This is a genomic window from Pedococcus sp. 2YAF34 (assembly GCF_052114585.1).
GTDB lineage: Bacteria > Actinomycetota > Actinomycetes > Actinomycetales > Dermatophilaceae > Pedococcus.
The window spans coordinates 33,614-47,473 of record NZ_JBFRFA010000001.1 but is presented as its reverse complement, the minus strand read 5'-3'; the positions used below and the strand labels follow the sequence as shown (position 1 = coordinate 47,473).

Here is a 13,860-nt window from a genome sequence, read left to right as displayed (position 1 = left end):
CGGGCGCCACGCGCGCGTGGCAGGGTCCTCCCATGGACACCGACGCCCCGCCGCTGACCGATCTCGAGACCACGGTGCTCCAGGCGCTCGACCCCGAGGCGATGCTGGCCGACCTCGCCGAGCTCGTCGCGTTCGCCCCGGTGGGCGGGACCGACGGTGAGGAAGCGGTGCAGCGCTGGTGCGCCCGGCGGCTGCGCGAGCTCGGGTTCACGGTGCACGAGTGGGACGTCGACCTGGCCGCGGCGCGCAGCAGCGCCGCCTACCCGGGCGAGGAGGTGCGGCGCGACCGCCTCGTCGGGGTCGTCGGGCAGCGAGGCGGCGCGGAGGGAGAAGCGCCTGCCCTGGTCCTGTGCGGCCACACCGACGTCGTGCCGGCAGGTGACCCCGGCCGGTGGGGCAGCGACCCGTTCGCCCTGCAGGTCCACGGAGACGGCGACGTGCGCGTGCTCACCGGTCGGGGGACCTGCGACATGCTCGGTGGCGTCGCGGCCGTCCTCGCCGCCGCCCGCGCCCTCGCCTCCTGCGGGGTGGAGACCAGCCGTGGCCTCGCGGTGCACCTCGTCAGCGGTGAGGAGGACGGTGGCGTCGGCGCCTGGTCCACCCTCGCCGCCGGCCACCGCGGAGACGCCTGCGTCATCGCCGAGCCCACGGGCGGTGCCGTCATCCCGGCCAACGCCGGCTCGCTGACGTTCCGCCTCGAGGTGCCGGGGCGCTCGGCCCACGGGTCCACCCGCACCCTCGGAGAGAGCGCGGTGGACCACTTCGTCGGGGTGCTCGCGACCCTGCGCTCACTGGAGGCGGCCCGCAACGCGCACGCGCCCGACGACTTCGCCCACCTCGACCTCGTCGCGCCCATCGCGGTCGGCATCGTCAGGGCGGGGGAGTGGGCGAGCACCGTCCCCGACCGGCTCGTGGCAGAGGGCCGGTACGGCGTGCTGCCGGGCGAGCCCTTGGAGGAGGCCCGCGCGGCGTTCGAGGCCGCGGTGGCCGCGACCGGTGACCAGGACCCCTGGCTGCGCGAGCACCCGGTGGTCGTGAGCTGGCCGGGTGGCGCGTTCGCCTCGGGAGCACTGCCCGACGGGCACCCGCTGCTCGAGGAGACCTGTGCCGCAGCCACCTCGGCAGGTGCCGGCCGACCACGGGTCGAGGGGGCTCCCTACGGCTCGGACCTGCGGCACTACGCGGAGCGCGGCATCCCGACGCTGCAGTACGGGCCGGGATCGCTCGGTGCGGCGCACGCGGTCGACGAGTCGGTGACCGCCCGCGAGCTCATGACCTGTGCGCGCACCTACGCGCTGCTGGCCCTGCGCCGCTGCGGCGCGACCGCCCCCTAGGGACGAGCGAGCCGCAGCAGCACCGTGGCTCAGCAGGAGGGTCAGGTCAGAAGACGATCCCTCGCGCGGCGAACTTGTCCTTGACGAGCTTGGCCGCGGCGGCGCCGTCGTGGGCCAGTGCCTCGGTGTACGTCGCCTTCGCCGCAGCCGAGAAGCTGGTGTCGGGCGCGTAGCTGAACTGGCTGTTGACCAAGGTGCGGTCCCACGCGGCCGTCGTCTTGCCGAGCGACACGTAGCCCTTGCGGATCTCCCACAGCGCCTGGCTCCAGATCTGCCCGTCGTAGTGCACCTCGCCCTTCTTGTCGGCCACCGTGAGGTTGAGGTCGAAACGCCGGATGCAGTGCGGCGCAGCGGTGTACGACGTGGAGTCCCAGTCCATGGGGCACGCCTCCTGCGCCTTCATCGGCCAGCCGTACTGCTTGTCGGCGGCCAGGCCGACGGACACCGCGAGGTAGTCGCCGAAGGACTCGCCGATCGAGCCCGCCTCCTCGCTGGTGCCGTAGCCGGGGACCTGCGAGGCGTGCACGGCGTGGCTGTACTCGTGGACGATGACCTCGGCGTCCTCCGCGTCGTCGACGCCGCCCTTGCCGAGACGGATCCGGTAGGGCTTGTCGGTCTGGTAGGAGTTGTCGCCGCCGTACTGGTCGACCTTGACGCTGAACTGCTCCTTCACCACGCCGGGCAGGGTGGACCCGAACCCGAGGGACTGCAGGTACTCCTGCGCCTGGTTGACCCAGAAGTAGGCCATCACCTGCTCGAACTGGTCCTGGTGGCGCGTGTAGTCGAACGTGTTGGTGGTGCTGAACGCCGGTGTCCCCGTAGCCGACTCGACCTGGACCCACGACCCGCGCAGGTAACCGGAGCCGTCGAGGTTGCGCAGCGGGACGGTGGCGTAGGCCGACGCGGGGACCGCGGCGTCGGAGTCCTTCTGGTCGGTCAGGGACTGGTCGCCCGAGGACTGCACCGGGTTGACGATGAACACCGATCCGCGGCCGGTGGTGGATCCGCTGCCGGCCTTGGTCGCCTGGGCCGGTGCTGCGGCCAGGCACAGGGCCAGCGCGGTGGCGCCGACGGCAAGGGCACTGGCGGTACGTCGGGTGGGGGTCACGTGGGTCCTCCGCTCACGAGGGTGCGGCCCCGCCGGGTCCGGTCGGGGTCCACCGGTGGACGTTAGCCCGCCGGTGGCCCTGGTGGGGTCCTACGCGTGGTGGAGCTACTCGAGGAAGGAGTGCTCGGACGCGGGGAACGCGCCGGAGGCGACGTCGGCGGCATACGCGGAGGCAGCCCGACCGAGCTCGCCGCGCAGGTCGGCGTACTTCTTGACGAAGCGCGGGGCCTTGCCGCCCCGCAGGCCGGCCATGTCCTGCCAGACGAGGACCTGGGCGTCGCACTCCGGGCCGGCGCCGATGCCGATCGTGGGGATGGACAGCACCTCGGTGACCCTCGCCGCCAGCGGCGCCGGGACCATCTCCATGACGACGGCGAAGCAGCCGGCCTCCTGCAGGGCCAGCGCGTCCTCGACGAGGCGGTCGGCGGAGTCGCCGCGGCCCTGCACCTTGTAGCCGCCCAGGACGTGCTCGCTCTGGGGGGTGAAGCCGATGTGGCCCATGACGGGGATGCCGGCACGGACGAGCAGCTCGACCTCGGGCACCATCGACGCGCCGCCCTCGAGCTTGACCGCGTGCGCCATGCCCTCCTTCATGAACCGGGTCGCCGTGGCGAGGGCCTGCTGCGGGCTGGCCTGGTAGGACCCGAAGGGGAGGTCGGCGACGACCATCGCGCGTCGCGCCGAGGAGGTGACCGCGCGCACGAGGGGCACGAGGTGGTCGACGGTCACGGGCACGGTGGTCTCGAAGCCGTAGACGTTGTTGCCGGCCGAGTCGCCCACGAGCAGGACGGGGATCCCGGCCTCGTCGAAGATCTCGGCGGCATACATGTCGTAGGCGGTGAGCATCGCCCACTTCTCGCCGCGCTCCTTCATGGCCTGCAGGTGCGGGACCCGGACCCGGCGCTGCGGGGCGGCCTGCGCGCCCGTGCCGTAGGGGGCCGTGACCTCGGTCGGGGTGCTCGTCGTCGAGGGGTGGTCGCTCATGCAGGCATCCTAGGAGGACGCGCCCGGGCGGCCCGTGCGCCGGCCCACGAGAGGGCTCGGTACCACCTGTCGGGCCGTTCGTGCGGAATGCGCCTTCAGTTGTCATTCACAGAACATCAATAGGCCGAACGGGTGAATCTCTTTACCGAGTCCTGACCATTCCAGACATTCCGTATGGCCTGATCCCGTGTTTGGGTCGTCCCTATGTGTGTCGGAACCCGGCGTGCAGACGTGAATGTCAATTGGAGGATCAGTGAAGAGACGTTACGTGAGCGTTCTCTCGGGGGTGGCTGTCGCAGCCGTCGCCATGAGCATGGCTTCGGCACCTGCGCAGGCAAAGCCTGCCCCCAAGGTGGCCAGCGAGCCCAACTACCAGAACCGTTCCCACGACCTGCCCAACCCGCTCGGCGACGCCCAGCGCGACCTGCGCGAGGAGGCGGTCAAGCAGCTCATCAAGGGTGAGGCCACGACCGAGACCCGCGGTGGCGAGCGGGTCATCAAGGTGAAGGGCAGCAAGAACGCCAAGGCCAAGGGCACCAAGGCCGCCAAGGACAAGTACGTCGACTGGCCCGTCAACCGCGAGGAGGACATCTTCACCGTCCTCGCCGACTTCGGCAGCCAGACCAAGCCCGCCACGGGCGGCACGGCCGGTCCGGTGCACAACCAGATCCCGTCGCCCGACCGCAAGTGGGACGGCAGCAAGACCGACGACAACTCCACGTACTGGACCGCGGACTTCAACCGCCAGCACTACCTGGACATGATGTTCGGCGAGGGGGAGTCGTTCAAGGACTTCTACACCAAGCTCTCCAACGGCCGTTTCCTGGCCAAGGGCGACGTCTCCAACTGGGTCCAGGTGCCCTACAACGAGTCCGCCTACGGAAGCAACAACCAGAGCGACGCCGCCGGCTACTGGCCGTTCATCGCCGACACCGCGACGGCCTGGTACAACGACCAGAAGGCGCAGGGCAAGACCGACGCCGAGATCAAGACCTACCTGTCGCAGTTCGACAAGATCGACCGCTACGACTACGACGGTGACGGCAACTTCAACGAGCCCGACGGCTACATCGACCACTTCCAAGCCATCCACGCCGGTGAGGGCGAGGAGGCCGGTGGTGGCGCGCAGGGCGAGGACGCCATCTGGTCGCACCGCTGGTACGCCTACTCCAACAACCAGGGCAAGACCGGCCCCGCCGGCAACCTGCTCGGTGGCGTGCCGCTCGGCAACTCCGGCATGTGGATCGGTGACTACACCACCGAGCCCGAGAACGGTGGCCTCGGTGTGTTCGCGCACGAGTTCGGCCACGACCTCGGCCTGCCGGACCTCTACGACACCGCGGGTGGCGACAACGGCACCGGCTTCTGGACGCTGATGTCCGGTGGCTCGTGGCTCAACCACGGCACCGACTCGATCGGCACCACCCCCGGCAACATGGGTGCGTGGGAGAAGCTGCAGCTCGGCTGGCTCGACTACCAGCAGGTCGACTACGGCTACGACCGTGACGTCAAGGTCGGCCCGGCCGACCGTGACAGCAAGACGCTGCCGCAGGCCCTGCTGGTCAACCTCCCGGACAAGACCGTGGCGACCAGCTACAACAAGCCGCACAGCGGTGCCACCGAGTGGTGGGGCGGTTCCGCCGACAGCCTCAACAGCACGCTGACCCGGACCATCGACCTCACGGGCAAGACGTCCGCCTCGATCTCGGCCTGGATGCAGTACAACATCGAGCAGGACTACGACGCCCTGTACGCCGAGGCCTCCACCAACGGTGGCAGCACCTGGGAGCAGGTCGGCGACCTCGTCGACGGGCCGGCCGGCAACGCCGCGCTGACCCCGTGGGCCCAGAAGACCTGGGACCTGTCCAAGTACGCGGGCCAGAGCATCAGCTTCCGGTTCCGCTACGCGACCGACGGCGGCCTGCACTACCAGGGCCCGTTCCTGGACGACATCACCATCACCGCCAACGGCGCCCCGGTCCTGACCGACGACGTCGAGAACGGTGACAACGGCTGGACCGCGTCCGGCTTCACCCGCATGGGTGGCTCGACCTCCAAGGTGGTGCAGCACTACTACCTGGCCGAGAACCGCGTCTACAACGGCTACGACAAGACGCTGAAGACCGGGCCGTACAACTTCGGCTACTCCAACACCCGTCCTGACTGGGTGGAGCGGTTCCCGTACCAGAACGGCCTGCTGGTCACCTATGTCGACGGGCAGTACAGCGACAACAACACCAGCGTGCACCCGGGCCACGGCCTCGTGCTCCCGGTGGATGCCCGCTACCTGCCGATCAAGTTCCCGAACGGGACCCTGCTCGGCAACCGTCGCCAGCCGTTCGACGCCACCTTCGGGCAGGAGAAGACCGACGCGGTCACCTTCCACCTCAACGGTGTGCCGACCACGGTGAAGTCGAGCAAGGCCATCCCGACCTTCTACGACCTCGACAAGAAGGCGTACTGGACCGCGGACAACCCGATGAACTCCGTCCAGGTGGCCGGTTCGGGCACGAGCATCACGGTGGCCAAGACCACCAACCACGCGCAGGACATGACGCTCAAGGTGCGCTTCGACAAGTAGCCACCACGCCGGCCACGGCCGGTGAGCGGCACCCTCACGGCAGGGCCCCGGGACACGTCCCGGGGCCCTGTTCCGTGCTGTCCGGGTGGTGGCGGCCGGGCCGGGGCACCAGACTCGGGCGCGAGGGCGCCCGGCCGGGTGCTCCCACCACGGACGAGGAGGTTGCGGGAGATGACTGAGGGCTTCGAGGTCGGACACGCCAGTGGCGAGCTGGACGACGCGACGCGGCACGCGCTGGTGGCTGCACAGCTGCGCGGCGAGGAGAAGGCCAAGGGCCGCGACCCGGAGGCCGTCATCGCCGCCGTCGCCGAGGAGATCCGTGGCCTGGGCCTCGAGCCCGACCAGCAGGAGCTCGAGCGCCGGTACGCCGCCATCGACCCTGACCTCCCTGTGACCAGCGACACCGAGCAGGCGCGCGAGGACACGCAGACTGGGGAGCACGTGGAGCAGCAGCCCACTCCGTAGGCTGCCGGGCGTGATCTACGACGACGTCGTCATCGGAGCCGGCCACAACGGGCTCACCACCGCTGCCTACCTAGCCCGGGCGGGGCGCACCGTCCTGGTGCTGGAGGCCGCCGACCACGTCGGCGGGGCGGCGGTGTCGGCGCAGGCGTTCCCCGGTGTGGACGCGCGCCTGTCGCGCTACTCCTACCTGGTCTCGCTGCTGCCGCGACAGGTGATGGCCGACCTCGACCTGGATGTCCGGCTGATCCGGCGCCGCTACTCCTCCTTCACGCCCGTGCCGACCGACCCGGCCCGGGGGCTGCTCGTCGACCACGGTGACCCCGGCGCGACGGCCGCCGGGTTCGAGGCGCTCACCGGCAGCGTGGCGGAGTACGCCGCGTGGCAGGACTTCTACGGGCGGGTGCAGCGCCTCGCCGAGCAGGTCTTCCCCACGGTCCTGGAGCCACTGCGCACCGAGGCCGAGCTGGCGGCCCGGGTCGGCGACGACCCGCTGTGGGAGGCGCTCGTGCGTCGCCCCCTCGGCGAGGTGCTCGAGCAGACCTTCGGCGACGACACGGTGCGCGGCGTCGTGGCGACGGACGCGCTGATCGGCACCTTCGCCGACCTGCGGGGCGAGGACCTGCGGCAGAACGTGTGCTTCCTCTACCACCTCATCGGCGGCGGCACGGGCGACTGGGACGTGCCCGTGGGCGGCATGGGCGCCGTCACCGACGGCCTGGCACGTGCCGCCGTCGCCGCAGGGGCTGAGATCCGCACGGGCACAAGGGTCCTCGCGGTGGACCCTGACGGCGAGGTGTCCTGGGAGGGCGGCTCGGCCCGCGCCCGTGCCATCCACGCCGCCTGCGCGCCGGCGGTCCTCAACCGGCTGCTGGAGGCCGCCGGCGCAGCCCCCGTGGAGACCGAGGCGGAGCCCGAGGGGGCCCAGCTCAAGGTCAACATGCTGCTGTCGCGGCTGCCACGCCTGCGCGACTCCTCGGTCGACCCGGCCGGTGCGTTCGCCGGCACGTTCCACATCAACGAGGGCTACGGCCAGCTGCAGGAGTCGTGGGCGGCGGCGTCCGCGGGCCGGGTGCCCCAGCTGCCGCCGTGCGAGATCTACTGCCACAGCCTGTCCGACCGCTCGATCCTCGGTGCCGAGCTCGCCGCGACGGACGCCCAGACGCTCACCCTGTTCGGGCTGCACCTGCCGGCCCGGCTGTTCCGCGGCTCGCCCGAGGACCACGACGCGGTGAAGGACCTGGCCCTCGCCCGCACGCTGGAGTCGCTCAACTCGGTGCTGGCCGAGCCGATCCAGGACGTGCTGCTGCGCGACGGCGACGGCGCCTACTGCCTCGAGGCGCGGACCCCGGTCGAGCTCGAGGCCGACCTCGGGCTCCCCGGCGGCAACATCTTCCACCGCTCGCTCCAGTGGCCCTGGGCCGAGAAGGAGTCCGAGGTGGGCACCTGGGGCGTCGAGACCCGGCACGCGAAGGTCCGGGTGTCCGGGGCCGGGGCGCGTCGTGGTGGTGGCGTCAGCGGCATCCCGGGCCACAACAGCGCGCAGTCGGTTCTCACGGGCTGAGCGCTGCGGCGCTGCGAGGCGCACCGTGGCGCACGACTAGGGCAGGATCACCCCCATGGATCGTCAGCAGGAGTTCGTCCTTCGCACCATCGAGGAGCGCGACATCCGCTTCGTGCGGCTGTGGTTCACCGACGTGCTCGGCACCCTGAAGTCGGTGGCCGTGGCGCCGGCCGAGCTCGAGGGCGCGTTCGCCGAGGGCATCGGCTTCGACGGCTCCGCGATCGAGGGGTTCGCCCGGGTCTACGAGGCCGACATGCTGGCCAAGCCCGACCCGGCGACGTTCCAGGTGCTCCCGTGGCGTGGTGAGAACCCCGGCACCGCCCGCATGTTCTGCGACATCACCCTGCCCGACGGGTCGCCCAGCTTCGCCGACCCGCGCCACGTGCTGCAGCGCGCGCTGGGCAAGGCCTCCGACCTCGGGTTCACCTTCTACACCCACCCCGAGATCGAGTTCTACCTGCTGAAGCAGGGGTTCGCGCCGGGGGAGAGCCCCGAACCCGTCGACCAGGCCGGCTACTTCGACCACGTGCCGCACGGCACCGGCCACGACTTCCGCCGCGCCGCCATCACCATGCTCGAGTCGATGGGCATCTCGGTCGAGTTCAGCCACCACGAGGGCGGCCCGGGCCAGAACGAGATCGACCTGCGCTACGCCGACGCGCTCTCGACGGCCGACAACATCATGACGTTCCGGACGGTCATCAAGGAGGTCGCGCTCGAGCAGGGCATCTTCGCGTCGTTCATGCCCAAGCCGTTCGCGCAGCACCCGGGCTCGGGGATGCACACGCACATGTCGCTGTTCGACGGCGACAGCAACGCCTTCTACGAGGCGGGCGCGCCCTACCAGCTGAGCAAGGTGGGCCGTCAGTTCATCGCCGGGCTGCTGCACCACGGCGCCGAGATCACCGCCGTGACCAACCAGTGGGTCAACTCCTACAAGCGGCTGTGGGGCGGCGGGGAGGCCCCGGCCCATCTCACGTGGGGCCACAACAACCGTTCCGCCATGGTCCGCGTCCCGATGTACAAGCCCACCAAGGGCCAGAGCAGCCGCGTCGAGGTGCGCACCGTCGACGCCGCCGCCAACCCCTACCTGGCGTTCGCGCTGATGCTCGCGGCCGGGCTCAAGGGCATCGAGGAGGACTACCCGCTGCCCGCCGAGACCGAGGACGACGTGTGGGGCCTCACCTCCGGTGAGCGCCAGGCGATGGGTATCGAGCCGCTGCCCACGTCCCTGTACGAGGCCATCCGGGTCATGGAGAAGAGCGACCTGGTGGCTGACACCCTGGGTGAGCACGTGTTCGACTTCTTCCTGCGCAACAAGCGCGCCGAGTGGGACGACTACCGCGGCGAGATCACCCGCTTCGAGCTCGAGCGCTACCTGCCCGGGCTGTGATCTCGGGCCGCGCGACCTCCCGGTCGGCGACGCTGGCACGGCTGGGCTTCGCCGACCCGCCCCGGGCCGAGCAGCTGCTGGCCGACCCGGCGCTCTCCGGTCTGGTCGACCCCCTCGACGACGTCTTCAACGACGGCCTGCCCGACGCCCTCGGCGCCGTCGCCGACCCCGACCTCGCCCTGCTCAGCGTCGTGCGCCTCATGGAGGCATTGCGGGCCTCCGAGCCCAGGCGCCGTGACGAGGAGTCGGGAGCGGCCACCGAGGTGACAGGCCTGGTCGCGGCCCTGCGCCACCCGGGCGCGGCCCGCGACCGGCTGCTCGCGGTCCTCGGTGCCTCGAGCGCCCTCGGCGACCACCTCGTGGCGCACCCCGAGCACTGGCGCAGCGTCGCCGAGGCGCGACCGCGCACGCCGGAGCAGCGGGTCGAGGAACTGGTCACCGCCGTGCGCGAGACCGGCGGCCGCACGCCGTACGACGCCCTGCGCATCGGCTACCGGCGGCAGCTGCTCGGCATCGCGGCGCTCGACCTCACCACCGACGACGCCCCCGCCGCGCTGCCCGAGGCGGCGGCAGCGCTGGCGGACCTCGCCGAGGCGGCGCTCGAGGCGGCCCTGCAGATCGCCCGCGACCACGTCGGTGACGACGCGGACCTGTGCGACTTCGCGGTGATCGGGATGGGCAAGACCGGCGGGCGCGAGCTCAACTACGTCAGCGACGTCGACGTCATCTTCGTGGCCGAGCCGCGCGAGGGCGTCGACGAGCCACGTGCGCTCGCCGCGGGCACCGCGCTCGCGACCCACCTCATGCGGGCGTGCTCCACCTCGACGGGGGAGGGCACGCTGTGGCCGGTCGACGCGGCCCTGCGCCCCGAGGGCAAGAACGGTCCGCTGGTGAGGACCGTCGAGAGCCACCGCGCCTACTACGAGCGCTGGGCCAAGACCTGGGAGTTCCAGGCGCTGCTCAAGGCGCGACCCGTCGCCGGCGACCGGGCGCTGGGTGGGGCCTACCTGGAGGCGGTGCGGCCGATGGTGTGGCAGGCGGCCTCGCGGGACAACTTCGTCGAGGACGTCCAGGCCATGCGTCGCCGGGTGGAGCAGCACGTGCCCGCCGCCGAGGCCGACCGCCAGCTGAAGCTCGGGCCGGGCGGGCTGCGCGACGTCGAGTTCAGCGTGCAGCTGCTGCAGCTGGTGCACGGCCGCGCCGACGCCTCGCTGCGCTCCGGCACCACGCTCGAGGCGCTGGACGCCCTCGCCAGGGGCGGCTACGTGGGGCGCGACGACGCCGCGACGCTCGACGCCGCATACCGGCTGCTGCGGACCCTCGAGCACCGCATCCAGCTGTTCCGCCTGCGCCGTACCCACCTCATGCCCACGGGGGAGGCCGACCTGCGCCGGCTCGGCCGCGCCCTCGGGCACCGGTCGGACGCCGCCAAGGCGGTCGAGGCCCAGCGGCAGGCGCAGGCCCGCGAGGTGCGCCGCATCCACGAGCGGCTCTTCTACCGGCCCCTGCTCGCCGCGGTCGCACGCCTCAGCACCAACGACGCGCGGCTGGGGCCGGAGGCCGCTCGCGAGCGGCTGGCCGCCCTGGGCTTCCGCGACCCCGCCGGGGCCATCCGCCACCTCGAGGCGCTCACCGCCGGGGTGAGCCGCCGGGCCGCGATCCAGCGGACGCTGCTGCCGGTGATGCTGGCCTGGTTCGCCGACGAGGCCGACCCCGACGGCGGGCTGCTCGCGTTCCGCAAGGTCAGCGAGGAGCTGGGGTCGACCCACTGGTACCTGCGCCTGCTGCGTGACGAGGGCTCGGCCGCCGAGCGGCTGGCGCACACCCTGGCCCGAAGCCGCTACGCCGCCGACCTGCTCGTCGGGGCGCCCGAGTCGGTGGCGATGCTGGGCGACCCGGGCGGGCTCACCCCCCTTCCGCGGGCCGACCTCGTCCGGCGGATGACCGCCGCGGCCGGCCGGCAGGCCGACCCCGACCGGGCCGTGCGGGCCGCGCGCAGCCTGCGGCGCCAGGAGCTCTTCCGCATCGCCGTCGCCGACCTCACCGGCGAGCTCGACCTCCAGCAGGTCGGCGCCGCCCTCACCGACCTCACCGCCGCCCTGCTCGAGACAGCGCTCTCAGTGGCGGTCCGGGTCGTCGAGGAGCGCCACGGGCCGCCGTGCACCCGCCTGCTCGTCGTCGGGATGGGGCGCCTCGGTGGGGGAGAGGTGGGGTACGGCTCCGACGCCGACGTGCTCTTCGTCCACGACCCCCTCGACGGCGCCGACGAGAAGGTCGCCCAGGAGCAGGCCCTGGAGACCGTGCAGGAGCTGCGCCGGCTGCTCGGGTCCGCGGGTCCGGACCCCGCGCTCGGGCTCGACGCCGACCTGCGCCCCGAGGGCAAGAGCGGACCGCTCGTCCGCAGCCTCGCGAGCTACCGCGCCTACTACGCGCGCTGGTCGCTCACGTGGGAGTCGCAGGCGCTGCTGCGGGCGATGCCGATCGCCGGCGACGGGGAGCTGGGCACGAGATTCCTCGAGCTCGTCGACCCGCTGCGCTGGCCCGACGAGGGCCTCACGCCCACCCAGGTGCGCGAGATCCGGCGGCTCAAGGCCCGGATGGAGGCCGAGCGCCTGCCCCGCGGCGCCGACCCGAAGAGCCACTTCAAGCTCGGGCGCGGTGGTCTCAGCGACGTCGAGTGGACCGTCCAGCTGGTCCAGATGCAGCACGCCCACGAGGTCGAGGGACTGCGCACGACCTCGACGCTGCCCGCCCTGGATGCCGCGGTCGGGGCGGGGTACCTCGACGAGGAGCAGGGCGATGCGCTGCGGGCGTCGTGGACCATGGCCTCCCGGCTGCGCAACGCCGCGGTGCTCTTCCGGGGCAAGCCCGCCGAGAGCGTCCCGTCCGACCTGCGGGTCGCCGACGGCGTCAGCCGCATCCTGGGCGGCGAACCGGGCTCCGGCGCCGACCTCGCCGGGGCCTACCGGCGGGTGGCGAGGCACGCCCGCGCGGTCACCGAGTCCAACTTTTACGGGTCCCGGTAGCGGGGTACGGTCGGTCAATGGTCAGCGGGAAGGACGGCGCCGTCGCGGTGCCCTCGTACACCGAGGTGCTCCGCACCCCCGTGTTCCTCCCCGTCTTCGCCGCCTCCACCCTGTCCACCTGGGGCGACTACATCGCCCGGATCACGGTGGCGGCCGTGGTCTACACGTGGACCGGGTCGGCGCTCGCGACGGCAGCCACCTTCGCGGTGTCCCTCGTCCCGAGCATCCTCGGACGGGCGCTGCTCGCCCCGCTCTGCGACCGGCTGGCCCCGCGGACCACCCTCGTCGGCACCCACCTCATCCGGGCTGCCCTCGTGCTGCTGCTCGTGCTCGCCGTCCGCACCACCGAGTCCGTGTCGCTCGTGCTCGGCCTCGTCTTCGTGCTCGAGTTCGTGGGCGGTCCCGCCATGACCGCCAGCCAGATGCTGCTCACCGACCTGTTCCCCGTACGCCGCGTGTACGCCCGTGCGTTCGGGCTCACCACCCTGGCCACGCAGGTCAACCAGGCCATCGGGCTCGCCCTCGGCGGCGTCGTCGTGGGGCTGGTGGGTGACACCACGGCGCTGCTGCTCGACCTCGCCACCTTCCTCGTCGGCGCCGTCGTGCTCGCCGTCGTCACGCCACCGAAGGCAGTGGTCGACGGCGCGGACGGCCCGCTGTCCGGGCTGCTGGGCGACCTGGCCGAGGGTTGGCGACAGATCCGCACCAGCAGCGTCCTGACCATGCTGCTCCTGCTGTCCCTGGCCAGCGCCCTCGCCGCCGCGGCGCCGGAGGCGGTGGCGCTGCCCTACGCGAGCGACCACACCGGGTCCTCCACGTGGGGCGGCCTGCTCATGGCCGCCCCCATCCTCGGCGCCGTGGCCGGCCTCCTGCTCCTGGGCCGGCTGCCCGCGGAGCGCCAGTTCCGCCTCGTGCTCCGGCTGGCCCTGGTCATGCCGCTGCCGCTGCTCGTGACGATCTTCGAGCCGCCGCTGCCGGTGGTGTGGGCTGCGTGGTTCGTCTCAGGTGCCCTGCAGAGCTACATGCTGCCGCTGCAGTCGGCCTTCACCCTCCTGGTGCCCACCGCAATGCGCGGCCGGGTGTTCGGCCTGGCCGGCGCCCTGTCGGTCGGGGTCACCGGTCTCTGCTTCCTCGCCGCGGGCTGGGTCTCGGAGCACACCTCGCCGGCCGCCTCGGTCGGGATCTGCGCCGTCCTCACGCTGGGCATGTTCGTGCTGCTGGCGGCCCGCTGGCCGGGGGAGCAGATGCAGGACGAGATCGACGCGACGTTCGGCCCCGTCGAGGCGAGCGAGACCCTCGCCGCGACCCAGCCAGACCCTGCCGGGGAGCAGCCCGCGCCCGCACAGCCCGAGCCCGGGGGCGACCCCGTGCTCCGTCGGTCATCCGGGGGCTGAGACCGCCCCCGGCG

At 72.2% G+C, this 13,860-nt stretch carries 9 protein-coding genes; 7 read left to right on the top strand and 2 right to left on the bottom strand.

The features are described from left to right. The first annotated feature begins 32 nt into the window (after window positions 1–32). A complete protein-coding gene (locus AB4Z02_RS00215; RefSeq protein WP_441968347.1) occupies window positions 33–1,334 on the top strand; it encodes an ArgE/DapE family deacylase in 1,302 nt (433 codons plus the stop codon). 46 nt (window positions 1,335–1,380) lie between these two features. On the opposite strand, the gene AB4Z02_RS00210 is transcribed toward AB4Z02_RS00215, so the two are convergent. Both AB4Z02_RS00210 and panB read right to left on the bottom strand, forming a co-directional pair. Beyond that, window positions 1,381–2,442, bottom strand: a complete 1,062-nt coding sequence (locus AB4Z02_RS00210) for a M36 family metallopeptidase (RefSeq protein WP_441968345.1) — start codon at window positions 2,440–2,442, stop codon at window positions 1,381–1,383. 105 nt (window positions 2,443–2,547) lie between these two features. After that, on the bottom strand, window positions 2,548–3,426 hold the full coding sequence (gene panB, locus AB4Z02_RS00205; RefSeq protein ID WP_056884515.1) for a 3-methyl-2-oxobutanoate hydroxymethyltransferase: 879 nt from the start codon (window positions 3,424–3,426) through the stop codon (window positions 2,548–2,550). 268 nt (window positions 3,427–3,694) lie between these two features. Between panB and AB4Z02_RS00200 the strand changes: the two genes are divergently transcribed. The 6 genes from AB4Z02_RS00200 (at window position 3,695) to AB4Z02_RS00175 (ending at window position 13,846) form a co-directional block, all read left to right on the top strand. Then, window positions 3,695–6,007, top strand: coding sequence for an immune inhibitor A domain-containing protein (locus tag AB4Z02_RS00200; RefSeq protein WP_441968342.1), 2,313 nt, complete (start codon window positions 3,695–3,697; stop codon window positions 6,005–6,007). Window positions 6,008–6,178: 171 nt separating this feature from the next. Continuing rightward, on the top strand, window positions 6,179–6,472 hold the full coding sequence (locus AB4Z02_RS00195; RefSeq protein ID WP_441968340.1) for a hypothetical protein: 294 nt from the start codon (window positions 6,179–6,181) through the stop codon (window positions 6,470–6,472). Between the two features lie 10 nt (window positions 6,473–6,482). Next, window positions 6,483–8,033 carry a phytoene desaturase family protein gene (locus AB4Z02_RS00190; protein WP_441968338.1) on the top strand — a complete coding sequence of 517 codons (1,551 nt, stop codon included), beginning with the start codon at window positions 6,483–6,485 and terminating at the stop codon, window positions 8,031–8,033. Window positions 8,034–8,088: 55 nt separating this feature from the next. Then, window positions 8,089–9,426 (top strand): type I glutamate--ammonia ligase, encoded by a 1,338-nt coding sequence (gene glnA, locus AB4Z02_RS00185; protein WP_441968336.1) that lies wholly within the window; start codon window positions 8,089–8,091, stop codon window positions 9,424–9,426. Continuing rightward, on the top strand, window positions 9,426–12,452 hold the full coding sequence (locus AB4Z02_RS00180; RefSeq protein ID WP_441968644.1) for a bifunctional [glutamine synthetase] adenylyltransferase/[glutamine synthetase]-adenylyl-L-tyrosine phosphorylase: 3,027 nt from the start codon (window positions 9,426–9,428) through the stop codon (window positions 12,450–12,452). The genes glnA and AB4Z02_RS00180 overlap by 1 nt, the downstream gene beginning before the upstream one ends. A gap of 17 nt (window positions 12,453–12,469) precedes the next feature. Further along, entirely contained in the window at window positions 12,470–13,846 is a 1,377-nt protein-coding gene (locus AB4Z02_RS00175; protein ID WP_441968334.1) for an MFS transporter, read from the top strand. Window positions 13,847–13,860 lie beyond the last annotated feature (14 nt).